Below are 23,369 nucleotides of genomic sequence, written 5' to 3'. Positions count from 1 at the left end.
GGGGACCTCCCGGTTGGTGAGCCCCGCAATTATAGCACGGGGGTAGCGATGGCTGTGCTAGAGTGCCGCCATGCTGGTTGACGCGCTCTGGATCGTGGTGGTGGCCGGCGGCAGCGGCAGGCGCCTGGGCGGGGAGACTCCCAAGCAGTACCTGCCCCTGGCGGGGCGGCCGCTCTTCCTGCACTGCCTCGAGCGCTTCGTGGCCATGGTGCCGGCGGAGCGGCTCGTGCTGGTCCACCCGGCGGGGGACGAAGCCCGCATCCGCGCCCTGCTGCCGCCCGCGCTGGCCGGCCTCCGGCTGACGACGGGTGGCGCTACGCGACAGGCTTCCGTGGCCGCCGGTCTCGCGGCGATTCCCGCCGAGGAGGGCATCGTGGCCGTGCACGACGCGGCGCGTCCCTTCCCGCCCGCGGACGCCCTGCACAACTGGATCGTCCATCTCCAGGCCGCCGGCAACGTGGGCCTGCTGCCGGTGCTGCCTCTCTCGGACACCATCCTGCAGCGCGTGGGCAACCGGGTCGTGGGTCACGTCGACCGCGACGTTCTCGGCCGCGCCCAGACGCCGCAGCTCTTTCCGCTCCCGCTGCTCCGCGCGGCCCACGGGGCGGCGATCGAGCGCGGCGAGACCAACGCCAGCGACGACGCGAGCCTGCTGCTCGCCCTCGGCAAGGAGCTCTTCGCCATGCCTGGCGATCCCGCGAACGTCAAGATCACGACCGCCGCCGACCTGGCCGCCGCCGAACGCGTGCTCGGCGCGCCCGCCCTGCGCGTGGGCCAGGGCTACGACTCCCACCGCCTCGACCCCGCGCGCCCGCTGGTGCTGGGCGGCGTGACCGTGCCCAGCGACGTGGGCGGCCTGGCAGGGCACTCGGACGCGGACGTCCTCACGCACGCCATCATGGACGCCCTGCTCGGCGCCGCGGGCCTCGGCGACATCGGTCGCCACTTCCCGGACACGGATCCCGTCTTCGCGGGCGCGGACAGCGTCGACCTGCTGGCGCAGGTGCGGTCGCTGCTGGCGGGCGCGGGGCTGGCGCCCTGGCAGGTGGACGCCACGGTGATCGCGGAACGCCCCAAGCTCGCGCCGCACATCGACGCGATGCGCGCGCGTCTGGCCGACACGCTCGGCCTGCCGGCGTCGCGTGTCTCGGTGAAGGCCACCACCAACGAGCGCATGGGGGCCATCGGCCGCGGCGAGGGCATGGCCGCCTTGGCCATCGCCGTGCTGAGGGAGCTTCCATGACCGTGCGTGTCCGCTTCGCGCCGAGTCCCACCGGCAGCGCCGAGAGCAGCCTGCACATGGGCGTGGCGCGCACGGCCGTCTTCAACTGGCTGCTCGCGCGGCAGCAGGGCGGCGTCTTCGTGCTGCGCATCGAGGACACCGACGCCGAGCGCTCGAACGCGGCGAGCGAGCGCGCGCTCATGGAGAGCTTGCGCTGGCTGGGCCTGGACTGGGACGAGGGCCCCGACGTCGGCGGCCCGCACGGTCCCTATCGCCAGTCCGAGCGCCTTGCGCTCTATCGCGACGCCGCGGCGCGCCTCACGGCCGCGGGTCAGGCCTATCCCTGCTTCTGCAGCGAGGAGCGTCTCGCCGCCGCGCGCGAGCAGGCGCGCGCCGAGGGCCGCGCCCCGCGCTACGACGGCCGCTGCGCCGCCCTCGATCCGGCCCTCGCGGAAGCTCGGGCGGCGCGCGAGCCGCACGCGATCCGCTTCCGCGTGCCCGCGCAAGACGTGGTGGTGACCGACGCCGTGCGCGGCGACGTGCGCTTCGCCGCCGGCACGCTGGGCGATTTCGTCGTGCTGCGCGCGAGCGGCCTGCCCGTCTACAACTTCGCCTGCGTGGTGGACGACGCCGCCATGGGCATCACCCACGTGCTGCGCGGCGAGGACCACCTGCCCAACACGCAGCGCCAGCTATTGCTATACGAAGCGCTGGGCGCGCCGCCGCCCGTCTTCGCGCACCTGTCCATGATCCTCGGCGAGGACCGTTCCAAGCTCTCGAAGCGCCACGGCGCGGTGAGCGTGGAGCAGTACCGTGCAGAGGGCTATCCGCCGGACGCGATCGTCAACTACCTGGCCCTGCTGGGCTGGAACCCCGGCGACGGCCGCGAGGCCATGAGTCGTGCCGAACTCACCGCGTCGTTCACGATTGAAAGGCTCAACAAGAGCGCGGCCGTCTTCGACGCGGCCAAGCTGGACTGGCTCGCCGGGCTGAAGCTGCGCGAGGCCGGTCCCGCGGCGCTGCTGCCCGCGGCGCGCGCCTTCCTGCCGGACGAGGACGACGCCCAGCGACTCCTGGAGATCACGGCGGTCATCGACCACCTGCGCTGCGCGGCCGACCTGCCGCGGGAGCTGGCGGCGCTGCGCGGCCCCGCGCCCGCGCCGGACGAGGAGGCCCGGCCCTGGCTCGCCCACGCTCCGCTCTTCGCCGCGCTGGCCGATGGGCTCGCGGCGGTGGAGGACTTCGGCGCGGAGGTCTTCAAGGCCGCGCTGAAGGACGCGGGCAAGGCGGTGGGAGCGAAGGGGAAGGAGCTCTTCATGCCGGTGCGCGTGGCGCTCACGGGCCGGACGCACGGGCCCGAACTCGCCGCAGTGGCGGCGATCCTGGGCCGCGACGAAGTGCTCGCGCGCCTTCGCGCGGCGACCGCCTAGGCGGCCCGCCCCCGTGGGCGGATCTGCTCTGCCCGCGAGCGAGCCTTGTGTCCGGGTCGCGCCCCTTCGAAGCGGGGCGCGAGAGGACACAAGCTCGCTACTTCAGCAGCACAGCTTTGCGCGTCAGCCGCTCGGTCTCCGTCTGCAGCTGGACGAGGTAGACGCCCGCGGCCACGGCGTGTCCGCGATCGTCGCGGCCGTCCCAGTCCACGCGGTGTTCGCCGGCCTCGAGCGCGCCGGCCTGCAGGCGACGCACCCGCCGGCCCGCGAGGTCCAGCACGCTCAGCTCGGCCCGTCCGGCCATGCCCAGGGCAAAGCGCAGCGATGTCTTCGGGTTGAAGGGGTTGGGTTGCGGCGCGAGCAGCGCGCTGGTCGTGGGGGCGGGGGCGTCCCCGGCGGCCGTGGACTCCCTGACCACGCAGACCTGGATGTTGTCGAAGAGCGGCCCGAGCGTGTGGTTTTCTCCGCTGCCGACGGCGCCGCACCACTCCGCGCAGAGGTCCAGCACGCCGAGACGCACCATGACGCCGGAGATGCCGTCCTCGTTCGCCCCCATGACCTCGTAGAGCGCCTGGGTCATGTCCACGGTCGTCGTGATCCAGCCGTCGGTGCCGTAGAACACCGTGGTCACCGGCGTGAAGCCGGAGTAGCTGCCGTTGCTGGTCCGTCCGGCGAGGCCGAAGGTGTAGAAGATCAGGGGGTCGATCGGAAGATCGCGGTAGACGTCGAACTGCAGGACGATCTGGCCCTCGCCCCAGGCCATGTTGAAGGGCTGGCCATCGACGTCCACCTCGAGCGGCGGCGACTGGATCCCCATGTCCACGTAAGGCGGTCCGTAGGGGATGATGCCCATGGGGTAGTCCTCGTTGGCGCTGCCGGGATCGAAGAAGGTCCACAGGCAGGACTCGTTCACGCCGGGCAGGAAGTCGTTCTCACGCAGGGCGACCGTGTTGCCGCCGAAGCCGGTCCAGTCCGCGGACAGGCACTCGCCGAAGCCGTCGAAGCTGTAGCCGCGCTCGGTGGTGCCGGGCTCGCCGTGGGCGCCGAGGCCGGAGGGCGCGAAGAGCCAGGTGCTGTCCGCGCGGACGGCGCGGGGAGGGGCCGGGGAGCCGTCGGCGCTGAAATCGAGCGCGGGAGCCGAGCTGGAGCCCGCGAGGACGAGCGCGAGAGCGAGGGCGATACGGAGGGACACGTCCCACCTCCTGGTTGGAGCCAGCGTGGGGCGTTGGCGGGGAGCAACCGCTCTTATCATAAGCGGTTTGGGCTGTCAGCGGAAGGCCGGTGTGCCGGCCGGCCGCGCACGGGGGTTTGATTTGTCGTCATTATTGGGATATAATGGCGCGCAAGTGGTGGCAGTCCCCATGACCCGGGAGGTCGACAATGCGAACCCTGCTGGCCGCGCTCGCGCTCGTGGCCCTGGCGGCCGCGCCCGCGGTGGCGCTCTGGAGTCCCGTCGCGGACGCCGAATTCCCCTCCGACATCGAAGTGCTGATGTCGGGTGACGACGCCCTCTACACCGGCACCTTCACCGGTCTCGTCTTCGCGAGCCAGGACCACGGCGCGAGCTGGACGCCCGCCGGCGACGGCCTCGACTCCGGCGCCTACGCCCCGGTGGTCGGCCTGGTGCAGCTGGGCGACTGGATGTTCGTCAGCCGCAGCATCGAAGCGCCCTACAACCTGCGCGTCGAGCGCGTGGGCGGCGCGTGGCAGACCTGGCAGCCGGCGACCTACCAGGCGAGCGAGGTCTACAACCTGTTCGCCATGGACGGCGCGCTCTACGGGGTCATCGGCTCGGCGCCCCAGCGCAGCGACGACCTCGGCGACAGCTGGACGCCCCTCGCGCAGCCTGACGGCGGGTCCATCACCCGCGTCTTCGCGGCGGGGTCTTACCTCTTCGGCGCGACCGGCCTCATCAACAGCGGTGGGATCTACCGCTCCGCCGACGGCGGCCAGACCTGGACCGACGTCACCGGCCCGCTCCCCTCGAGCTATCTCTGCGCCGAGACGGTCTTCGGCGGCGCGCTGATCCTGAGCGTCTACCACTACGGCGGCGTGGGCTCGCTCTGGCGCAGCGACGACTGGGGCGCGAGCTGGACGCAGATCACCGGCCTGCCCTCGGGCGACCGCAATCTCAACGGGCTGGCCGTGCACGGCAACCTGCTCGCCTTCGGCGCGTCGGGCAGCACGGCGGGCGGCAGCGTCTGGCTCACGCCGGACTTCGTGGACTTCCAGCCCTTCACCGAGGATCTGCCGCCCTTTGCGCATCCCGTGAACATGCTGCTCACCCACGATGGCTGGCTCTTCAAGAGCGGCGGCTCGGTGACCCGCTACCGCGCGGCCTTGCCGGACCTGACCGGCGTCGACGACGCGCCGGCCTTCGCGTCGCGGCTGACCGCGCAGCCGAATCCGTTCAACCCGAAGACCACGCTGCGCTTCTCGCTCGCCGCCGCGAGCGACGTGTCGATCGACGTGTTCACCGTGAACGGGCGCCGCGCGGCCACGGCCTTCGCGGGCCGCCTGCCCGCCGGCCCGCAGGCGGTGGACTGGGAGGCGCGCGACGACGCGGGGCACGCGCTGCCGGGCGGCATCTACCTGGCGCGGCTGTCCAGCGACGAGGGCGAGCGGTTCAGCAAGCTGGTGCTCGTCAAGTAGGCCGCGAGGCGCAGCACGCATCTGGCGATGTGCCGTCGGTCCGCCGGCGGCACATCGTGTTTACACATTTTACCGAACCAACGGCGGGCTTCGACTGTCTCACCTCTCGACGCCGCGAGTGAAACCTGCCGCGCGTCGCCGCGCTAGGTGCTCACCCACACCCCGACTCGAGAGGTAGAGATGCGCCCCCTGTCCGCTCTCGCCGCGGCGCTCGTTCTCGCCGCCGCCTCGACCGGCGCCGCGCAGGAAGCGGCGCCTTCGCATGTCCCCCGCGTCTACCAGACCGCGCACTGCGGGGCCGGCTGCCCGCGCATCGACGGCCAGCTCGACGACCCCTGCTGGAACCTCGTGGACTGGGGGGCGGACTTCACCCAGTGGCGCCCCGACGAGGGCAAGCCGCCCAGCCAGCAAACCGCGTTCAAGATCCTCTACGACGATCGCAATCTCTACGTGGCCTATCGCGCCTACGACGACGAGCCGGAGAAGATCGTCAGCCGACTCACGCGCCGCGACTGGTTCCCCGGCGACTGGGTGGAGATCAACATCGACAGCTATCACGACCGGCGCACGGCCTATTCGTTCACGTCCAGCGTATCGGGCGTGCGCGGGGACGAGTTCGTCAGCAAGGACGGCGACGACTGGGACGGCAGCTGGGACCCGATCTGGGATCTCAAGACCCACGTGGACGCCGAGGGCTGGACCGCAGAGGTCCGCATCCCGCTCAGCCAGCTGCGCTATCAGCCGCTGCCGGAGCAGGTGTGGGGCATCCAGGTCACGCGGCGCGTCTTCCGCGAGGAGGAGCGCTCCACCTGGCAGCCCAAGAGCCAGCAGGAGAGCGGCTGGGTGAGCCGCTTCGGCGAGCTGCGCGGGCTGGTGGGGCTGCCCGTGCAGCGGCGCGTGGAGCTGCTGCCCTATGCCGTGGGGCGTCACGAGCGCTTCGCCGCCGATCCGGGCGATCCCTTCGCCGACGGCCGCGAGGGCAAGCTCGCCGCGGGGCTCGACGGCAAGATCGGCGTGAGCAGCAACCTGACGCTCGACTTCACCGTCAACCCGGACTTCGGGCAGGTGGAGGCGGATCCCTCGGAGCTGAACCTGAGCGAGTTCGAGACCTTCTTCAGCGAGCGACGGCCCTTCTTCCTCGAGGGGAACGACATTCTCGACTACCCGGTGGCGCCGGCGATCACCGGCGGGCGCAACACGAGCGACATCCTCTTCTACTCGCGCCGCATCGGTCGGCGGCCCGACTGGCCCTGGCCCACGCGCGACTTTCCCGACTACGTGGAACTGCCCGAGGCCAGCTCGATCCTCGGCGCGGCCAAGCTGACGGGCAAGACCGCGGGCGGCTGGTCCCTGGGGGTGCTGGAGAGCGTCACCGCGCGCGAAGCCGCGCGGGCCGACTACGGCGCCGGCGAGGAAGAGGTGGCCGTGGAGCCGGCCACCAACTGGCTCGTGGGGCGCCTGCAGCGCGACTATCGCCAGGGGGACACGCGCATCGGCGGCATGGTGACCGCGGTGAACCGCAAGGCCGAGCCCGGCCTCGACTTCATGCACCGCCAGGCCTACGCCGGTGGCGTCGACTTCTACAGCACGCTCTGGGATCGCAAGTGGCGCGTGGCCGCCAACCTGCTCGGCAGCGAGGTGCGCGGCGACAGCCTGGCCCTGGCCGCCACGCAGCTGTCCAGCGCCCGCTACTACCAGCGCCCGGACAACGACGAAGCCGACTTCGACCCCGCGCGCCGCAGCCTGGCCGGCCACGCCGGGTCGCTGCGCTTCGGGCGTCTGGGCTCCACGGGCCTGCGCTTCGAGACGCAGGTGGGCTGGCGTTCGCCGGGCTTCGAGATCAACGACCTGGGCTACATGCGCGAGTCGGACGTCATCAACCAGTCCACCTGGGTCGGCTGGAACGCCCAGCCCTTCCACTCCCTGCGCAGCCTCAGCGTGAACTCGAACCAGTGGCTCGACTTCGACTTCGGCGGCAACCTGCTGCGCCGCATGGTGAACCTGAACAGCAACGCGCAGCTGGCCGGCAACGCGAGCCTCGGCGGCGGCATCACGCGCACGGCCGAGTGGACGAGCAACACGGCGCTGCGCGGCGGCCCGGCGCTGGTCCTGCCCGGCGACTGGGAGCTGAACGTCTGGTTCAACTCGGACTCTCGCGCGCGCTTCACCTACAACTTCGGCGGCTACGCCTCTCAGGGCGACCACGGCCTGCACGACGTTCGCGACGTCTGGTTCAGCGTGAGCCTGCGTCCCAGCAACGCCCTGCGACTCACGCTCAACCCCGACTACACGGCGCGCGAGCAGACGATGCAGTACGTCGCGCAGCGGAGCGTCGGCGAGGACGACCGCTACCTCTTCGCCACGCTGGACCAGAAGACCCTGAGCATGACGCTGCGCGCCGACTACGCGGTGACGCCGAATCTGTCGCTGCAGGTCTACGGCGCGCCCTTCGTGACGGCGGGCAGCTATCGCGATTTCAAGCGCATCACCGACCCCGACGCCGCGCGCTTCGCCGACCGCTACCACACCTTCGGAGCGGGCGAGATCGCCGCGGCCGACGGCGGCTACGACGTGGACGAGAACGCCGACGGCACGGTGGACTACAGCCTCGGCAATCCGGACTTCAACTTTCGCGACTTCAACTCCAACGTCGTGCTGCGCTGGGAGTTCAATCCGGGTTCGCTGCTCTACCTGGTCTGGAGCCAGTCGCGCAGCGACTTCGTCGGCCAGGGCGACTTCCACCCCGGCCACGATCTGGACGCGCTGTTCGGCGTGCGGCCCCACGACGTCTTCCTGATCAAGGTCAGCAAGTGGCTCAGCCTCTAGCTTGACGCCGCCGCCGCACCGGGCGATCCTCGGCAACCGCGCCGCGGGCGCGGCCAACCCGAGGAGTCGCCCATGTCCTTCACGCTCGACCGGGCCCTGATGATGCTCGAGCGGACGCCCGCCGCTCTCGACGCCGCCCTGCGCGGCCTGCCCGACGACTGGGTGGGCGACGGCGCCAATCGCGAGGACTGGGATCCGCGGGCCGTGGTCGGCCATCTCATCCACGGCGAGATCGACGACTGGGTCGCGCGGGGGCGCATCATCCTGAATGACGGCGAGGCCCGTCCCTTCACGCCTTTCGACCGCATGGCGCAGTTCGATCGCGATCTGAGCGATCTCGACGCGCTGCTCGACCAGTTTGCACGCCTGCGCGCCGACAACGTGGCCACCGTTCGCGGCTGGCAGCTCGACGCGGCCGCGCTCGCCCGCAGCGGACGCCACCCCGAGCTCGGCGTGGTGACCCTCGCCGAACTGATTGCCACGTGGACCGTCAGCGACCTCGCGCATCTCGCGCAGATCCGGCGCTGGCAGGCGTGCCGCTACCGCGAGGCCGTCGGTCCCTGGCGCGCGTTCTTCCGCGCGCTGCGGGACTGAGCGCGCGGGCGGCGGGGCACGCTGCCGCCCCATGGGAACCGTCCTTGTCAAAACAGGGCGTATCGGCAAGCGCCTTGCTTCACATGAATCTGACGACCCTCGCCTTCAGGAGCTACGATGGACCCCTCCGCGCTATCCTGGGAACAGCCCTACGCCTCGCGGCGCGTGCCCGTCTTCGCGCGGAACGTCGTGGCCACCAGCCAGCCCCTGGCCGCGCACGCCGGCCTGGAGATGCTCCAGGAAGGGGGCAACGCGGTGGATGCGGCCCTGGCCGCCGCCATCGCGCTGACGGTGGTGGAGCCCACTTCGAACGGCATCGGCGGCGACGCCTTCGCGATGGTCTGGACCGGCGAACACCTCCACGGCCTCAACGGGTCGGGACGCTCCCCCGCCGCCTGGACGCCCGAGCGCTTCAGCGGCCGCGCCCACATGCCCGAGACGGGCTGGGACTCGGTCACCGTGCCCGGCGCGGTGCACGCCTGGGTGTCCCTCTCGGAGCGCTTCGGCCGCCTGCCCTTCGCGCAGCTCTTCGGACCGGCGCTGCGCTACGCGCGCGAGGGCTGGCTCGTCCCGCCGGTGACGGCCGCGGCCTGGGCCCGCGCCGCCGAACGCTTTCGCGAGTTTCCCGACTTCGCGCAGACCTTCCTGCCGGGCGGGCGCCCCCCCGCCTGCGGGGAGCGCTTCCGCTGCCCCGAGCAGGCCGACACGCTGCGGCGCATCGCCGAAAGCCGCGGCGAGGCCTTCTATCGCGGCGAGGTGGCCGGGCGCATCGTGGCGGCGTCGCGCGCCGACGGCGGCGCCCTCGTGGCCGAGGACCTCGCGAGCCACCAGTCGGAGTGGGTGAAGCCGCTGCATCTGGACTACCACGGCGTGCGCGTCCACGCGCTGCCGCCCAACGGGCAGGGCATCGCCACGCTGGTGGCGCTGGGACTCCTGCGCCACCTGGAGCCGCAGCGACATCCCGTGGACTCCGCGGCCGGCGTGCACCTGCAGGTGGAGGCCATGAAGAGCGCGCTGAACCTGCTGCAGGGCCTGGTGGGGGACCCGGACCACATGAGCATCGAGGCGAGTTCGCTGCTCGACGACGGCCTGCTCGAGCGCTGGGCCGAGGAGATCGACCGCGAGCGCGCCGGCTCCCGCGAGCTGGGCATGCTGGGCTCCGGCGGCACGGTGATGCTGAGCGCCGCCGACGCCAGCGGCATGATGGTGTCCTACATCCAGTCCAACTACATGGGCTTCGGCTCCGGCGTCGTGGTGCCGGGCACCGGCATCGCGCTGCAGAATCGCGGCGCGGGCTTCCTGCTGAAGCCGGGTCATCCCAACGCCGTGGCGGGCGGCAAGCGCCCCTTCCACACGCTGATGCCGGGCTTCGTCACCGACGAGGGGCGCCCCCTCATGAGCTTCGGCGTGATGGGGGGACCGATGCAGCCCCAGGGTCAGCTGCAGTTCCTGCTGCGCGTGCTCGACTACGGGCAGAACCCCCAGGCCGCGGCGGACGCGCCGCGCTGGCGCCTCCTCGCCGACGGCCGCCTCGCCCTCGAGCAGGGCTTCGATCCCGGTGTGGCCGATCAGCTGGCCGCGCGCGGTCACCTGGTGCTGCGGGAGCGTCCCGGGCGCGAGTTCGGCGGCGCCCAGGCAGTGCTGCGCCTCCCCGACGGCTACTGCGCCGCCTCCGATCCCCGCAAGGACGGACAGGCCGCCGGCTACTGAGCCGGTCCTCGACCCGGGCGCTCCGGGAGGGCATAATGGTCCCGCCGTCGAGGAGGGGCCATGGCCAGCAGCGAATCCAGAGCCGTCATCTACGCCGCCCTGGCGGGCAACACGCTCATCGCCGTGAGCAAGCTGGTGGCGGCCGCGATCACCGGCAGCAGCGCCATGCTGTCGGAGGGCATCCACTCCCTCGTGGACACGGGCAATCAGGGCCTCCTGCTGCTGGGGCTGCGGCGCGCGGCGCGTCCCGCCAGCCCGCGCTTCCCCTTCGGGCACGGCAAGGAGGTCTACTTCTGGAGCTTCGTGGTGGCGATCCTGATCTTCGCCGTCGGCGCGGGGATCTCGCTCTACGAGGGCGTCCGGCACCTGCGCCACCCCGAGCCCGCGGGCGACCCCACCGTGAACTACGTCGTGCTGGCGCTGGCCTTCGTCTTCGAGGGTGGCGCGTGGCTGCTGGCGCTACGTGCCTTCAACAAGCTGCGCGGACGCCGCGGACTGCTGGAGGCGGTGCGCGGCGGCAAGGATCCGTCGGTGTTCGTGGTGCTCTTCGAGGACAGCGCCGCGCTCGTGGGCATCCTCGTCGCCTTCCTCGGCGTGTGGCTGAGCCAGCTCACCGGCGAACCCCGCTTCGACGGCGCGGCCTCCGTGATCATCGGCCTGCTCCTGGGCGGCACGGCCACCTGGCTCGCCGTGGAGACGCACGGCCTGCTCATCGGCGAGGCGGCCGAACCCGAGGTGCGCGCCGGCATCCGCGCGCTGGCCGAGGCGCGTCCCGAGATCGAGCGCGTGAACGAGCTGCTGACCCTGCACATGGGGCCGGAGTTCATCCTCGTCAACCTGAGCGCGGACTTTGCGGACGACCTCCCCGCCGGCGCGATCGAGCGGGGCGTGGCCGCGCTCACGTCGACGATCCGCCGCGACTTCCCGCGCGTGCGGCGTGTCTTCGTGGAGGCCGAGGCGCCCCCGGGGGAGCTGGAGTCGTGAGCGCGCTGCCGGACTTCAAAGTGCTTCACGCGGAGCAGCACGCCCGCCTGGGCGACGTCGGCGCGGCGCACCTGCTGGAGGCCGGCCGCCGCTGGCGGCTTGCGCCCGTGCTCGAGGCCGGCGGGGCCCTGCTCTTTCCGCACACGTCGGCGGCGGTCTGCGGCCACCAGATCGCCGCGGTCGTGCATGCCGTGCTGGACGCCGGCGCGCGCCAGGTGCTCGCCCTCGGCGTGTTGCACGGGCTGAGTCCCGAGCTCGCCGACGCCCGTCGTCGCGTGGCGGCGGGCGGCGACCCCGCGAACGAGCCGGCCTGGGGCGTGCAGGGCCCCGGGCTGGACGCCCGCCAGGACTGGCGGCGCGAGTTCTCCCTCGACCACTTCGCCTGGCTGCTGGCCGCCGAGGCCGCTCGCCGCGACGTGCCCGCGCCGGCGCTGGTCGCGCGCTTCCCCTTCCTTGCCGGCGTCGCGCCGGAGCGCATGCCGGGCTTCGACGAACTCGCCTCGCTCGTGAGCGAGCCCGGCACCGTGCTCGTGGCCACGGGTGACCTCGTGCACCACGGGCACGGCTACGGCGACACGGCGCCGCTCGCCTCCGGGGACGGAGGCCTCGCCATGGCGGCGCAGCGCATCGACGCCGGCTTGGCCCTGCTCGCGGCCGGGGATCACGCGGGCTACCAGGAGCACTGCGTCCGCACGAAGAGCGACGCCCGCGACGTGGGCCCCGTGCTCCGCGAACTGCTGGGGCCCTGCCGCTGGCGTGTCCACGATCTCGTCACCGATGACATGAGCGGTCCCTACCAGGCGACGCCGCCCACCTGGGTGGCGGGCGCGCTGGTGGAGTTCACACGCGACCCCGCACGCGCGGGTGGGGAGGATCGACGATGAGCCCTGTCTGGATTCGCCGTCCCGGCGCCGACGAGTTTCCGCCCTACTACCTGCCCTACGTCGAGCGCGTGGAGGTGGGCAAGCCCCCGGCGGTCTTCGGCCGGCAGCTGGCCTCCACGCAGGCGATGCTCGAGCGCATCGGCGAGGAGCAGTCGCTGGCGCGCTACGCGCCGGGGAAGTGGAGCATCAAGGACGTGATCGGCCACCTCGCCGACAGCGAGCGCATCTTCGCCATGCGCGCGCTCTGCTTCGCCCGTGGCGAATCGGCCGAACTCCCCGGCTTCGACGAGAATGCCTACGTGGCCGCCGCCGGCTGCGACGCCCGCCCCTGGGACGCGCTCCGCGCCGAGCTGCGCCGGGTGCGCGAAGCCAGCATCGCGCTCTTCGACGGCTTCAGCCCCGCCCAGCTCGACGCCCGCGGCCGCGCCAACGGCGGCGAGTTCACCGTGCGCGCGGTGGCCTGGATCGTGGCGGGGCACGAGGCACATCACCTGGACGTGATCCGCGAGCGCTACCTCTCGCGCTAGCGCGGCTTGGCCCGGCCGCCACGTTCGCGGTATAATTGAGGGACGCCACCTCACTGCCCATCCCCTCGCGGCCTTGCTCGGGCCGCCGCCGAGAGGACAGCCATGCGCTACGCCCTGTTCCTGCTGCTGCTCGCCCTGCCCCTCACCCTCGCCGCCGCGCCGCTCGCCCCCGAAACGCCCGCGCCTTCGGGCCGCGTGGTGCTGCAGCTCGCCGACGGCTGGCGAATGGCCGACGACGGCGTCACGGCCACACGCGCCGGCGACGCGGCCGCCTTCACGGCGCGTCTCGCCGCCCTCGCCCCCGGGGGCGAGCTGGAGCGGCGCTTCTCGGCCCCGGCCGCGCGCCTCGACGCGCTGCGCCCGGCAGGCCTGCCGGACCTGAACGGCTACGCCCAGCTCTCGGCGGCCTTCGCCCCCGGCGATCGCGCCGCCGGCGAGGCGCTGCTGGCCCGCCTGCGCCGGGATCCCGCGATCGCGTCCGCGTGGCTCGAGCCGGTGGCCGTTCCCGCGGCGCTGGGCTTCGACGCCTTCGCGCTCGCTCGGGGTGAAGCGGGTTCGCCGGCAGGGCCGCCCCCGGGGGCGGCGGATGCGATCCCGACTCCCGACTTCAGCGGCCAGCAGGGCTATCTCGATGATGCCCCCACCGGCGTGGGGGCCTGGTCCGTCGCGGGGCAGGCCGGCGCACTGGGCGCCAGCGTGCGCGTGATCGACATCGAGGGCGCCTGGCTCTGGTCCCACGAGGACCTCCCCGCGCCGATCGCGGAGATCGGCTCGCCGATCGCCGACATCGGCTGGCGCAACCACGGCACGGCCGTGCTGGGCGAGATCCGCGGCGACGACAACGGCCTCGGCGTGCGCGGCATCGCGCCCCAGGCCGGCGTGGGCGGCTCGTCCATCGGCACGCAGTCCGTGGCCGACGCGATCCTGAACGCCGCCCTCGCGCTGGAGGCCGGGGACATCCTGCTGATCGAACTGCACGCGCCGGGGCCCAACGCCAACGGCAGCGGGCAGTTCGGCTACGTGCCCATGGAGTTCTGGCAGGACAACTTCGACGCCATCCAGACCGTCACCGCGCTCGGCCGCATCGTCTGCGAGGCGGCGGGCAACGGCAGCCAGGACCTCGACGATCCCGTCTACCAGGGCCTCTTCGACCGCGGCGTGCGCGACTCCGGCGCGATCATGTGCGGCGCCACCGACGGCTCCACGCTCCTGCCCGCCTACTTCACCAACTACGGCAGCCGCGTGGACCTGCACGGCTGGGGCTTCAACGTGGTGTCCTGCGGCTACGGCAATCTGCAGGGCGACCCGCTGCCCGAGGAGCAGTGGTACACGTCCAGCTTCAGCGGGACGTCGAGCGCAAGCCCGATCGTGGTGGGCTCGGTGGCGTCGCTGCAGGGCATGGTGGAGAGCGCCTACGGCTTCAGCCTCGACGCCTCGCTCGCCCGCACGCTGCTCGTGGCCACAGGCACGCCGCAGGAGCAGCCGCAGACGCACATCGGTCCGCGGCCCAACCTGGTGGGCGCCTGGGGTCTCGTCGCCTCGCAGGGCCTCGGCCGCGTGTCGGGCACCGTGACGGATGTCGTGAGCGCGCAGCCGCTCGCCGGGGTCTCGATCCTCGTGGCCGAGACCGGCGCGTTCGTGAGCACCGATGCCGCCGGGCACTACGCCGTCGTGGCGCAGGCCGGCACGCTGACCCTGGACTTCGAGGACTTCTTCCACGAGACGAAGTCGGTGCCCGTCCCCATCTTCGATGGCAGCAATGCGACGCTCGACGTGGCACTCACGCCGCTGGAGCTGCTGACCCTGAGCGGCCACATCGAGGACGAGGCCGGCACCGCCCTCGCCGGCGCGGTGGTCACACCGGTGGACGTGCCCCTCGCTCCCGCGGTCTCGGCGCCGGGCGGCGATTTCGATCTGCTGGATGTTCCGGCGGGCGTCTCCTTTCCGCTGCGCGTGGGCGGTCTGCCAGGGCACGGCGCCGCCTGGCTGGGCGACTGGCAGGTCGTCGGCCAAGGTCTGGGCAATCGACAGGCGCTGCCCTACACGATCGTCCTCCCCGACGCCGACGAGACCTTCGAGGCCAGCAACGGCGGCTTCAGCAGCTCGGGCGATCCCGTCTGGAGCTGGGGCACGCCGACCGCGGGCGGCCCGCCCAGCGCCTTCAGCGGCAGCAAGTGCTGGGGCGTGGGCATGACCGGCGACTATGGCGACAACCAGTCGGGCAGCCTGCTCACGCCCACGCTGGACATGAGCGGCGTGGACGCGCTCAACGTCAGCTTCCACATCTGGCGCGGCACGGAGTCGGGTTTCGACGGCGTGCGCGTGCGCGTCTACGACGGCGGCCAGTGGTACCCGCTCACGCCGATGGGCGGCTACACCGATCTGTTGCTCGGCGGCCTCGGCAACGAAGCCGGCTGGTCCGGCAGCAGCAGCGACTGGGAGCCGGTTGTGTTCAGGCTCACCGAGCACCTCGGCGCGGACTTTCGCCTGCGCTTCGACTTCGGCTCCGACGGCGGTGTCGTGGGCCCCGGCTTCTGGCTCGACGACCTGAGCTTCTTCGCAGGCGCCGTCGTCACCGCCGCCGACAATGCGCCGCTCGCCACGCGGGCACGCGTGGACGCGTGGCCCAACCCGTTCAATCCCAGCACCACGGTGGCCTGGTCCCTGCCGTCGGCAGGATCGCTACGGCTGGATGTCTACGATCCCGCCGGCCGCCATCTCCGCACGCTGCGCGAGGGGCCGGCGCTGGCCGGTCCCGGCAGTCTGCTCTGGGACGGGCGCGACGAGGCCGGACGGCCGCTGCCCAGCGGCGTCTACCTGTTGCAGCTGCGCGGCGACGAGGGTCTGGCGGCGTCGCGCCGTGTCGTGCTTCTGAAGTAGGGGCCAGGTTCACGGGGACCCGCGCGCGGTGGCGGCGATTTCGCCTGACCCGCCCCCGGGGGCGGGCTGGGTGGGAAGCTCGCCGCGGCCCGTGACGTAGGCCTGCGCCCCGCAGTCCGGACAGTGACGAATGATCACGGTGGCGGCCTGCTTCACCCGCCCCCGGGGGCGGGTGGCGAGCGCTGCGAGCACCAGTTCTTCCTTCGAGTCTAGCTGCCCGTCCTTGCGCAGCTGCTCGATCAGCGCTTCCCAGCGCGCGTACTGCTCCGGCGTGAAGTTCAGCGTGACGCGCAGGGGCGCGGCGGCCTCGGCCTCCTCGCGGCGCGCTTCGGGCTCGCCCGCCGCGAACAGCGCCGGAGGATCCTGGCGCCGTTTTGGCGGCCGCGGCCGACTCGCCATCACCTTCCGCTCGAGCGCCCGGCGGCCGAGGCGCTTGGCATCGCTCAACCAGAGGGTCTCATTCGCCGGCGTCGCCACGGACACGAGCTCACGCGCCTTGGTCCAGGGCAGCTCGCCGGCTTCGACGGCGCGTCGGGTCTCCGGCAGGCGCTCCAGCGCACCCGCCATGCGCACGAAGGCCGAGAGCTTGCGCTCGGAGAAGCCCAGCGCCTCTCGCCCGTAGGCATGGATCGAGGAGTAGCCCAGCTCGCGGTAGAGCTCCTTCCATGATAGAAGCGAAGGAGAGCAGCGCGCCCTTCTCGAGGCGTTGCAGTCGCTGAAGTTCAGTCGTCAAAGCCCGGTGCAGTCGCCGGGCGCGGTCGGCTCGAGTCTCCATGATGAAAGTCCCAGGAAAGTGGAGCGGGAGGCTTGCGATGGATACCAATGTATAGTATCATGCGAAGGCCGTCAAGGGCGGCACAGCAGATAGTCGAGAGAATCTTCCCGCGGCAGCCCCCACCCGCCCCCGGGGGCGAGCGAGACCAGGAGGTCCGATAGCGCCAGACACGCGCCGCCGCTGAACAACCCGCCCCCGGGGGCGGGAGAGCTGTCACATTCGCGTGTCCGGGCCAGGCAATTCGGTGGAGTCCCGGGAGGCGACCTGTGATGCTGCGCCGAACTGCGCGTCCAACGGTGGGAGGTGGTTCCATGCCTGAACCGAGCGTCCTCGACGACTACCGGCTACGACTCCGCGAACTCAAGCACCTCGCCGAGCAGGCCCTGGAGCGGCTGGGCGAGGAGGACTTCTTCCGGAGCCTCGACTGGCAGTCGAACAGTCCCGCGCTGATCGTGAAGCATGTGGCGGGGCACCTTCGCTCGCGCTGGACGGACTTCCTCACCAGCGACGGCGAGAAGCCCGATCGTCAGCGCGACCGCGAGTTCAAGCGCGAGCCGAGCGACTCCCGCGCCTCGTTGATGGAGGCCTGGGAGCAGGGCTGGTCCGCGCTGTTCGAGACGCTCGACACGCTCACCGCCGGGGACCTCGAGCGCACGATCACCATCCGTGACGAACCGCACAGCGTGGCGGGGGCGCTCAATCGCGGACTGAGCCATCAGTCCTACCACGTGGGGCAGCTCGTGCTGCTGGCCAAGCACTATCGCTTCGACAACTGGGGGTCGCTGAGCATTCCGCGGGACATGTCCGAGCAGTACACCAGCGACAAAAAGCGCGGCCGATGCTAAGGTCCCCTCGCCCGCAGCGGGCACAGGGGGGAGCATGTTCGAACGTCTGGACGCGGCCGCGCGGCTGCTCTGGGGCCGTGGCTTCACGGCCGCGCTCATCGTGCTCACGATGTGGCTGCCGGGCAACCTGCTCCTCAACTATCTGACGCTGTCGCTCGGCTGGGAAGAGACCTCAGCCCGCCTGCTGGTGGTGGCGCTGGCCTACGACCTGCTCGCGGCGCCCCTCGTGGTGGGGGCGCTCTACGTGCTGCTGCGCGCCTCGCTCTACGGGGGCAAGACCGGCTACCGCGGGGCCATGTCGGTGGCCGTCGCGCGCTATGGGCTGCTCTTCGCCAACCGGCTGATCGTGCAGATCCTGGTGGGGGCGGGGCTGCTGCTCTTCATCGTGCCGGGGTTGATCCTCATGTCGCGCTGGGCGCTGGCCGATGCGGCGGTGGTGTTCGAGGCCGCGGTGCCGTCGCAGGCGCGTGCGCGCAGCGTGAGCCTCACCGAGGGCTCGCGCGCCGAGATCCTGCTGGCCTGGCAGCTGCCCGTGATGGCCATCTGGGGCCTGAGCTGGTGGGTCGGCATCCGCTTCGGCGAGAGCCTCGACGCGAGCTGGTGGGTCGCGGCGCTGGCCGACTGCGTCTGGGACCTGCTGCTGGCCTTCCCCGTGGCGCTGCTCTTCATCTACTACGCCCAGGCGCGCGTGCGGGAGATGGCGATCGCCGGCCGCGCCGCGGCGCTGGAGGAGTCCCCGTGAGTTCGCCCGAGGACCCGCGGAACTTGGCCAACCTCTACGTCTACACCCTTCCCGGTGGCTGGACGGTGCTGGCCGGCAAGACCGACGCGGACAACGACCGCCTCAGCATCAAGCTGGCGCGGCCGCGCGACTGGTGGTTCCACGTGCGGGGCATGCCGGGCAGTCACGTGCTCCTGCGCGTGGAGGACGAAGAGCCGCCACGCGAGATCCTCGACGCCGCCGCCGCCGTGGCGGCCTGGCACAGCAAGGCGCGCACAGGGGGCACCGTGGCGGTGTCCGGGACCTTGGCCCAGTTCGTCACGAAACCCCGCGGGGCGCCGCGGGGGACCGTCAACATCCGCAAGGAGCGCGTGTTCAAGGTGCGTCCGGCGATCCCGGCCGCGAGCGAGGAGACGCCATGACCGAGTCCCCCTTCCTGGTGCCCTTCGACGGCAGCCTCCCGAGCTTCCCCACGGCGTCCAGCGACACCCCGGGCAAGAAGCACTGCAGGAAGGCGCTCGCCGACGAGGTGAAGGCCATCAGCGCGCTGCAGCGGCGGCTCTTCGCGGACGGCCGGCACGCCCTGCTGCTCGTCTTCCAGGCGCTCGACGCCGCCGGGAAGGACGGCACCATCCGCCACGTGCTCAGCGGCGTGAATCCGGCGGGCTGTCGCGTCACCAGCTTCAAGCAGCCCAGCGCGGTGGAGCTGGATCACGACTTCCTCTGGCGCACGTCCCGGGTGCTGCCGGCGCGGGGGATGATCGGCGTCTTCAACCGCAGCTACTACGAGGAGGTGCTCGTGGTGCGCGTGCACCCCGAGTTCCTGGGCGCGCAGAATCTGCCGCGGGACATCCCGACGGCCGAGCGCTGGCCGGAGCGCTACGCCTCGATCCGCGAGCACGAGCGTCACCTCAGCCTCAACGGCACGACGATCCTCAAGTTCTGGCTGAACATCTCGCGCGAGGAGCAGCGGCAGCGCCTGCTGGCGCGGCTCGAGGAGCCGGACAAGTACTGGAAGTTCTCGCCGGCGGACCTGGCCGAGCGGGAGCGCTGGGACGACTACCAGCTCGCCTTCCGCGAGGCGCTGTCCGCCACCAGCCGCCCATGGGCGCCGTGGTACGCGGTCCCCGCCGACAGCAAGCCCTTCGCGCGGCTGGCGGTGGCGCGGATCGTGCGGGCGGCGCTGGAGGGCATGGACCTGCGCTACCCCGAGGTGCCGGAGGCCCAGGAGGCGCGCTTCACCGAATGCCGGCGCATCCTCGAGGCCGAGGCCTGACATTGACCCTGGCGCGGGGAGTGCTACGCTAGCGCGAACCCCAGCCGAGCCGGAGGGCCCATGGCGCGCGTTGCAGTTCTTGTGGGCGGGCGCTCGAACGAGCGCGACGTGAGCCTGGCCACGGGCCTGGCGGTGGCGCGGGCCCTCGCGGGCCTGGGCTGGGATCTGCGTGTCCTGGACACCGGCCGCCCCGAGCTGCCGGCGCTGCCGCTGGACGACTTCGTCGCCCTGCCCTCCGGCCCCGCGGCCGCGCTGCCCGAGCCGGCCGCCTTCACGCGGGCGCTCGTCGCCTCCGCCCCCGGGGGCGCGACGGGCTGGCGGCCCGATCTCGTCTTCAACGCGCTGCACGGGGGCGTGGGCGAGGACGGCACGCTGCAGGGCGTGCTCGACTGGCTGGGCGTTCCCTACACCGGCTGCGGGCTCGCCGCCAGCGCGCTGGCCATGGACAAGTGGCGCAGCAAGATGATCTTCCGCGACGGCGGGCTCGCCGTGCCGGCCGGCTATCGGGTGCGGGTGCCTGCCGAGCGCGTGCCGGATCCCGGCTATGTCGACGAGCTCGCCCACCGCATCGAAGCCGATCCCGGCTGGCCGGCCGTGATCAAGCCCAACCGCGAGGGCTCGAGCGTGGGGCTGGCCGTGCTGGCCGACCGGGAGGAGGCGAGTCTCAAGCTGCCGCGGGTGATCCGGGTCTCGGACGATCTGCTGGTGGAGGAGTACATCCCGGGGCGCGAACTGACCGTGTCCGTGCTGGGGGGCAAGGCGTTGCCGGCGGTGGAGATCGTCCCCGAGAGCGGCCTCTACGACTACGCCCACAAGTACACCAAGGGGCAGACGCGCTACCTGTGCCCCGCGCCCGTGGACGAGGCCCTGGCGGCGCGGCTGGCGGCCGACGCCCTGCGCGCCTGGGAGCTGCTCGGCTGCCGCCATCTGGCGCGGGTGGACTTCCGTCTCGCCGCCGACGGCACGCCCTACTGCCTGGAGCTCAACACCATCCCCGGCATGACCGAGACGAGCCTCTTCCCCATGGCGGCGGCCGCCGCGGGCCTTGACTTCCCCGCGCTGGTGGCGGAGATTGCTCGTCTCGCCCTCGCCGACGCCGCGGCGTCCGTGCCCCCCAACGAGGCCGGCGACGGGGTCTGACCCCTGCCCAGGAGATTCCGTGAAGGCCCTCTACGGCGTGATCCATCTGGCCGCCCTGCCCGGGGCCCCGGACAACCGGCTCAGTCTCGAGGCGGTGGAGTCCCGCGCGCTCAAGGACGCGCGCGCCTATGCCCGGGCCGGCTTCGACGGACTCGTGCTGGAGAACTTCGGCGACGCGCCCTTCTGGCCCGACCGCGTGGGGCCGGAGACCGTCGCGGCGATGGCGCGCATCGTCCGGGCCGTGCGGCTGGACCAGCCGGACCTGGCCCTGGGCGTGAACGTCCTGCGCAACGACGGCGAGGCCGCCCTGGCCGTGGCCCACGCCGTGGAGGCCGAGTTCATCCGCGTGAACGTGCTGAGCGGGGTCTCCCACAGCGATCAGGGCACGCTGACCGGCCGGGCGGCGGCGATCCTGCGCCTGCGCAAGGCGCTGGACAGCGCGGTGCGGATCTTTGCGGACGTGGACGTCAAGCACGCCGTCATGGCCGCCCACGCCGAGCCGCTGCACCAGGCCGAGGATCTGGTGGAGCGCGCCGGCGCCGACGCGCTGGTGGTCTCGGGACGCGCCACGGGCAGCCCGCCGTCGGCGGAGCTGGCCGAGGCCCTGGTGGGCCGCTTCCCCGGCCTCCCGGTGCTGGTGGGCAGCGGTCTCGACGCCACGAACGCCCATCGGCTGCTGGCCCACGCGTCCGGGGCGATCGTGGGCACGGCGGTGAAGCAGGGCCGCGTGACCCGCAACCCGGTGGATCCGGTGGGGGCGGCCACCCTGGTGGAGGCCGTCCGGGCCCTGACGCCCGGCGCACGGACCTGAGCCCGACGTGAAGGAGTGAGCGATGTCCCTGCGGGTCTACGATCCCATCCGCAAGCAGAAGACCGAGTTCAAGCCCCAGGTCGACGGCAAGGTGGGCATGTACTTCTGCGGCATGACGGTGCAGGGCGAGCCCCACGTGGGGCACATGCTGGCGGCCCTGACGGGGGACATGGTCCGGCGCTTCCTGGAGTACCTGGGCTACGAGGTGACCCTGGCCCAGAACTTCACGGACATCGACGACAAGATCCTGGCACGGGCGGCCGAGGAGGGCGTGCCCTACCAGACCATCGCCCAGCGGAACATCGACCTCTACCTGGAGCAGGCGCGGGCGCTGAACATCAAGGACGCCACCGTCTTCCCGCGGGCCACCGAGCACATTCCGGAGATGCTGAGCCTGATCGGGCGCCTCATCGAGCAGGGGCACGCCTATGACGCGGCGGATGCCGTCTACTTCGACGTGCGCTCCTATCGCGACTACGGGCGTCTCTCGGGCCGCCGGGTGGACGAGCTCTACAGCGGCGTGCGGGTCGAGGTCAGCGAGGGCAAGCGGGACGAGCTGGACTTCGCGCTCTGGAAGAAGGCCCCAGCGGACGAGCCCGGCTTCGACAGCCCCTGGGGCTGGGGGCGGCCGGGCTGGCACATCGAGTGCTCGGCGATGAGCACCCGCTACTGCGGCACGACCCTGGACATCCACGGCGGCGGCCTGGATCTGAAGTTTCCCCACCACGAGAACGAGCGCGCCCAGAGCGAGGCCGCCAGCGGGCAGCCTTTCGTCAACTACTGGCTGCACAACGGCATGGTCACCGTGAACGGCGAGAAGATGTCCAAGTCCCTGGGCAACTACACGTCCGTGGCCGAGCTGCTGGAGACCTGGGATCCGGAGGTCATCCGCTTCTACCTGCTCTCCACGCACTTTCGCAGCCGGGCCGAGTTCGAGACCAGCCAGCTCGAGCGCGCCAGGGCGGGCCTGGAGCGTATCCGCGAGTGCAGCCTGGGGCTCCACGAGCGCCTGGCCGCGGCGCCAGAGCAGCTGGAGGCGCGGGCGCCGGTGGGTGAGGCCCTCGTGGCCGCGGCCGCGCGGGCCCAGGAGCGCTGGCGCGAGGCCATGGAGGACGATTTCAACAGCGGCGGGGCCATCGGCCATATTTTCGAGCTGGTTAGAGAGTTCAACCGGCTGGCCGACGAGGACGACCCCGGCCTGCGCGCGGACCGCAGGGCCCTGGAGGCCGCGCGGGACGCCCTGGCGCTCATGACCGGGGTGCTCGGCCTCTTCAAGGAGGGGCTGCCCACCTGGCGGGAGCTGGCGGTGACCCCGGAGCTCGAGGCGCTCCTGGCGCAGCGGAATGCCGCCCGGGCGGCGAAGGACTGGGCCGAGGCCGACCGCCTGCGGGACGCCATCCAGGACCAGGGGTTCCAGGTCCTGGACGGCCCCGAGGGCTCCCAGCTGCGCCCGCTCTGAGGTCGGCGAGGGGCCCGCGGCCCCCAGGGCCCGTCCCTGCGGGTTGATCCTGAAAACGGCTTGACAATCCGCACTTACGAGCCTATCATGCCGCTTCGGCTTCCTCTTTGCGAAGCTGGGCGGCGGTCACTCTAACTCACATCGAGCGTTAGGCCGATGGCGTCTCTCCGGCGTCGAGACACCGGTGGGACGCAGGGGACTGCAAGCCCTGCAGCAAGGCGGCGGCCGCCGAGGCTGGTGTAGCTCAACTGGTAGAGCACCTCACTTGTAATGAGGATGTTGGGGGTTCAAGTCCTCTCACCAGCTCCTCGGTCGGACCGGAGGGGTTCCCGAGTGGCCAAAGGGAACAGACTGTAAATCTGTCGGCGACGCCTTCGGAGGTTCGAATCCTCCCCCCTCCACCCGACAAGCCCCGGTCCGGCGCCGGGGACTGTTTTTGTATGCGGGAATAGCTCAGCTGGCTAGAGCATCAGCCTTCCAAGCTGAGGGTCGCGGGTTCGAATCCCGTTTCCCGCTCCGTTTTGTGGTGAGACGCGCGCCCAGATAGCTCAGTCGGTAGAGCACATCCTTGGTAAGGATGAGGTCGTCGGTTCAAATCCGATTCTGGGCTCCTACCCTCGCATCGGGGGATGC

19 protein-coding genes and 4 tRNA genes are annotated in these 23,369 nt (G+C 71.9%); 21 read left to right on the top strand and 2 right to left on the bottom strand.

What is annotated here, in order from left to right; genetic code table 11:
* The first annotated feature begins 70 nt into the window (after positions 1 to 70).
* Complete coding sequence (locus H6693_09600; GenBank protein ID MCB9516434.1) at positions 71 to 1,243, top strand: 2-C-methyl-D-erythritol 2,4-cyclodiphosphate synthase; 1,173 nt, start codon at positions 71 to 73, stop codon at positions 1,241 to 1,243.
* Positions 1,240 to 2,652, top strand: a complete 1,413-nt coding sequence (locus tag H6693_09595; GenBank protein MCB9516433.1) for a glutamate--tRNA ligase — start codon at positions 1,240 to 1,242, stop codon at positions 2,650 to 2,652. The genes H6693_09600 and H6693_09595 overlap by 4 nt, the downstream gene beginning before the upstream one ends.
* A 97-nt stretch (positions 2,653 to 2,749) precedes the next feature.
* On the opposite strand, the gene H6693_09590 is transcribed toward H6693_09595, so the two are convergent.
* Complete coding sequence (locus H6693_09590; GenBank protein ID MCB9516432.1) at positions 2,750 to 3,844, bottom strand: T9SS type A sorting domain-containing protein; 1,095 nt, start codon at positions 3,842 to 3,844, stop codon at positions 2,750 to 2,752.
* A 188-nt stretch (positions 3,845 to 4,032) separates the two neighbouring features.
* On the opposite strand from H6693_09590, the gene H6693_09585 reads away from it, so the two are divergent.
* The 8 genes from H6693_09585 to H6693_09550 all read left to right on the top strand — a co-directional run bounded on the left by H6693_09585 (position 4,033) and on the right by H6693_09550 (position 15,709).
* The gene (locus H6693_09585; GenBank protein MCB9516431.1) at positions 4,033 to 5,304 is read left to right on the top strand and encodes a hypothetical protein; all 1,272 of its coding nucleotides are present in this window, start codon (positions 4,033 to 4,035) and stop codon (positions 5,302 to 5,304) included.
* A gap of 180 nt (positions 5,305 to 5,484) precedes the next feature.
* Entirely contained in the window at positions 5,485 to 8,130 is a 2,646-nt protein-coding gene (locus H6693_09580) for a carbohydrate binding family 9 domain-containing protein (protein ID MCB9516430.1), read from the top strand.
* A gap of 72 nt (positions 8,131 to 8,202) precedes the next feature.
* The gene (locus H6693_09575; protein MCB9516429.1) at positions 8,203 to 8,724 is read left to right on the top strand and encodes a DinB family protein; all 522 of its coding nucleotides are present in this window, start codon (positions 8,203 to 8,205) and stop codon (positions 8,722 to 8,724) included.
* A 165-nt stretch (positions 8,725 to 8,889) separates the two neighbouring features.
* Entirely contained in the window at positions 8,890 to 10,434 is a 1,545-nt protein-coding gene (locus H6693_09570) for a gamma-glutamyltransferase family protein (GenBank protein ID MCB9516428.1), read from the top strand.
* Positions 10,435 to 10,494: 60 nt separating this feature from the next.
* On the top strand, positions 10,495 to 11,418 hold the full coding sequence (locus H6693_09565; protein ID MCB9516427.1) for a cation diffusion facilitator family transporter: 924 nt from the start codon (positions 10,495 to 10,497) through the stop codon (positions 11,416 to 11,418).
* Positions 11,415 to 12,302, top strand: coding sequence for a hypothetical protein (locus tag H6693_09560; protein ID MCB9516426.1), 888 nt, complete (start codon positions 11,415 to 11,417; stop codon positions 12,300 to 12,302). The genes H6693_09565 and H6693_09560 overlap by 4 nt, the downstream gene beginning before the upstream one ends.
* On the top strand, positions 12,299 to 12,829 hold the full coding sequence (locus H6693_09555; GenBank protein ID MCB9516425.1) for a DinB family protein: 531 nt from the start codon (positions 12,299 to 12,301) through the stop codon (positions 12,827 to 12,829). Before H6693_09560 ends, H6693_09555 begins: the two co-directional genes overlap by 4 nt.
* 102 nt (positions 12,830 to 12,931) lie before the next feature.
* The gene (locus tag H6693_09550; protein MCB9516424.1) at positions 12,932 to 15,709 is read left to right on the top strand and encodes a S8 family serine peptidase; all 2,778 of its coding nucleotides are present in this window, start codon (positions 12,932 to 12,934) and stop codon (positions 15,707 to 15,709) included.
* A gap of 9 nt (positions 15,710 to 15,718) precedes the next feature.
* On the opposite strand, the gene H6693_09545 is transcribed toward H6693_09550, so the two are convergent.
* Positions 15,719 to 16,282: a hypothetical protein gene (locus H6693_09545; GenBank protein ID MCB9516423.1), complete on the bottom strand. Its 564-nt coding sequence runs from the start codon at positions 16,280 to 16,282 to the stop codon at positions 15,719 to 15,721.
* Positions 16,283 to 16,795: 513 nt separating this feature from the next.
* On the opposite strand from H6693_09545, the gene H6693_09540 reads away from it, so the two are divergent.
* From H6693_09540 to H6693_09490, 11 genes are all read left to right on the top strand, one after another.
* Entirely contained in the window at positions 16,796 to 17,329 is a 534-nt protein-coding gene (locus tag H6693_09540; GenBank protein ID MCB9516422.1) for a DUF1572 family protein, read from the top strand.
* 34 nt (positions 17,330 to 17,363) lie between these two features.
* The gene (locus H6693_09535; GenBank protein ID MCB9516421.1) at positions 17,364 to 18,071 is read left to right on the top strand and encodes a hypothetical protein; all 708 of its coding nucleotides are present in this window, start codon (positions 17,364 to 17,366) and stop codon (positions 18,069 to 18,071) included.
* Complete coding sequence (locus H6693_09530) at positions 18,068 to 18,472, top strand: DUF814 domain-containing protein (GenBank protein ID MCB9516420.1); 405 nt, start codon at positions 18,068 to 18,070, stop codon at positions 18,470 to 18,472. The genes H6693_09535 and H6693_09530 overlap by 4 nt, the downstream gene beginning before the upstream one ends.
* The gene (locus tag H6693_09525; GenBank protein MCB9516419.1) at positions 18,469 to 19,326 is read left to right on the top strand and encodes a polyphosphate kinase 2 family protein; all 858 of its coding nucleotides are present in this window, start codon (positions 18,469 to 18,471) and stop codon (positions 19,324 to 19,326) included. The genes H6693_09530 and H6693_09525 overlap by 4 nt, the downstream gene beginning before the upstream one ends.
* A 60-nt stretch (positions 19,327 to 19,386) precedes the next feature.
* Positions 19,387 to 20,466 carry a D-alanine--D-alanine ligase gene (locus H6693_09520; protein MCB9516418.1) on the top strand — a complete coding sequence of 360 codons (1,080 nt, stop codon included), beginning with the start codon at positions 19,387 to 19,389 and terminating at the stop codon, positions 20,464 to 20,466.
* Between the two features lie 19 nt (positions 20,467 to 20,485).
* Positions 20,486 to 21,277, top strand: a complete 792-nt coding sequence (locus tag H6693_09515) for a BtpA/SgcQ family protein (GenBank protein MCB9516417.1) — start codon at positions 20,486 to 20,488, stop codon at positions 21,275 to 21,277.
* A 22-nt stretch (positions 21,278 to 21,299) separates the two neighbouring features.
* Positions 21,300 to 22,736: a cysteine--tRNA ligase gene (locus tag H6693_09510; GenBank protein ID MCB9516416.1), complete on the top strand. Its 1,437-nt coding sequence runs from the start codon at positions 21,300 to 21,302 to the stop codon at positions 22,734 to 22,736.
* A gap of 233 nt (positions 22,737 to 22,969) precedes the next feature.
* Positions 22,970 to 23,042, top strand: a tRNA-Thr gene (locus H6693_09505).
* Positions 23,043 to 23,055: 13 nt separating this feature from the next.
* A tRNA-Tyr gene (locus tag H6693_09500) sits at positions 23,056 to 23,137 on the top strand.
* 41 nt (positions 23,138 to 23,178) lie between these two features.
* Positions 23,179 to 23,252: transfer RNA gene (locus H6693_09495), tRNA-Gly, on the top strand.
* Between the two features lie 21 nt (positions 23,253 to 23,273).
* Positions 23,274 to 23,346 (top strand) — tRNA-Thr (locus H6693_09490).
* Positions 23,347 to 23,369 lie beyond the last annotated feature (23 nt).

The organism is Candidatus Latescibacterota bacterium (assembly GCA_020633725.1).
In the GTDB taxonomy this organism is placed as follows: domain Bacteria; phylum Krumholzibacteriota; class Krumholzibacteriia; order JACNKJ01; family JACNKJ01; genus VGXI01.
The sequence above is the reverse complement of the archived record's forward strand: the minus strand, read 5'-3'. Positions and strand labels throughout refer to the sequence as shown.

Coding starts and splice junctions, on each gene's coding strand:
- H6693_09555 (MCB9516425.1), top strand. CDS start 12,299: ATGAGCCCTGTCTGGATTCGCCGTCCCGGCGCCGACGAGTTTCCGCCC.
- H6693_09575 (MCB9516429.1), top strand. CDS start 8,203: ATGTCCTTCACGCTCGACCGGGCCCTGATGATGCTCGAGCGGACGCCC.
- H6693_09540 (MCB9516422.1), top strand. CDS start 16,796: ATGCCTGAACCGAGCGTCCTCGACGACTACCGGCTACGACTCCGCGAA.
- H6693_09520 (MCB9516418.1), top strand. CDS start 19,387: ATGGCGCGCGTTGCAGTTCTTGTGGGCGGGCGCTCGAACGAGCGCGAC.
- H6693_09600 (MCB9516434.1), top strand. CDS start 71: ATGCTGGTTGACGCGCTCTGGATCGTGGTGGTGGCCGGCGGCAGCGGC.
- H6693_09585 (MCB9516431.1), top strand. CDS start 4,033: ATGCGAACCCTGCTGGCCGCGCTCGCGCTCGTGGCCCTGGCGGCCGCG.
- H6693_09525 (MCB9516419.1), top strand. CDS start 18,469: ATGACCGAGTCCCCCTTCCTGGTGCCCTTCGACGGCAGCCTCCCGAGC.
- H6693_09510 (MCB9516416.1), top strand. CDS start 21,300: ATGTCCCTGCGGGTCTACGATCCCATCCGCAAGCAGAAGACCGAGTTC.
- H6693_09595 (MCB9516433.1), top strand. CDS start 1,240: ATGACCGTGCGTGTCCGCTTCGCGCCGAGTCCCACCGGCAGCGCCGAG.
- H6693_09580 (MCB9516430.1), top strand. CDS start 5,485: ATGCGCCCCCTGTCCGCTCTCGCCGCGGCGCTCGTTCTCGCCGCCGCC.
- H6693_09550 (MCB9516424.1), top strand. CDS start 12,932: ATGCGCTACGCCCTGTTCCTGCTGCTGCTCGCCCTGCCCCTCACCCTC.
- H6693_09535 (MCB9516421.1), top strand. CDS start 17,364: ATGTTCGAACGTCTGGACGCGGCCGCGCGGCTGCTCTGGGGCCGTGGC.
- H6693_09565 (MCB9516427.1), top strand. CDS start 10,495: ATGGCCAGCAGCGAATCCAGAGCCGTCATCTACGCCGCCCTGGCGGGC.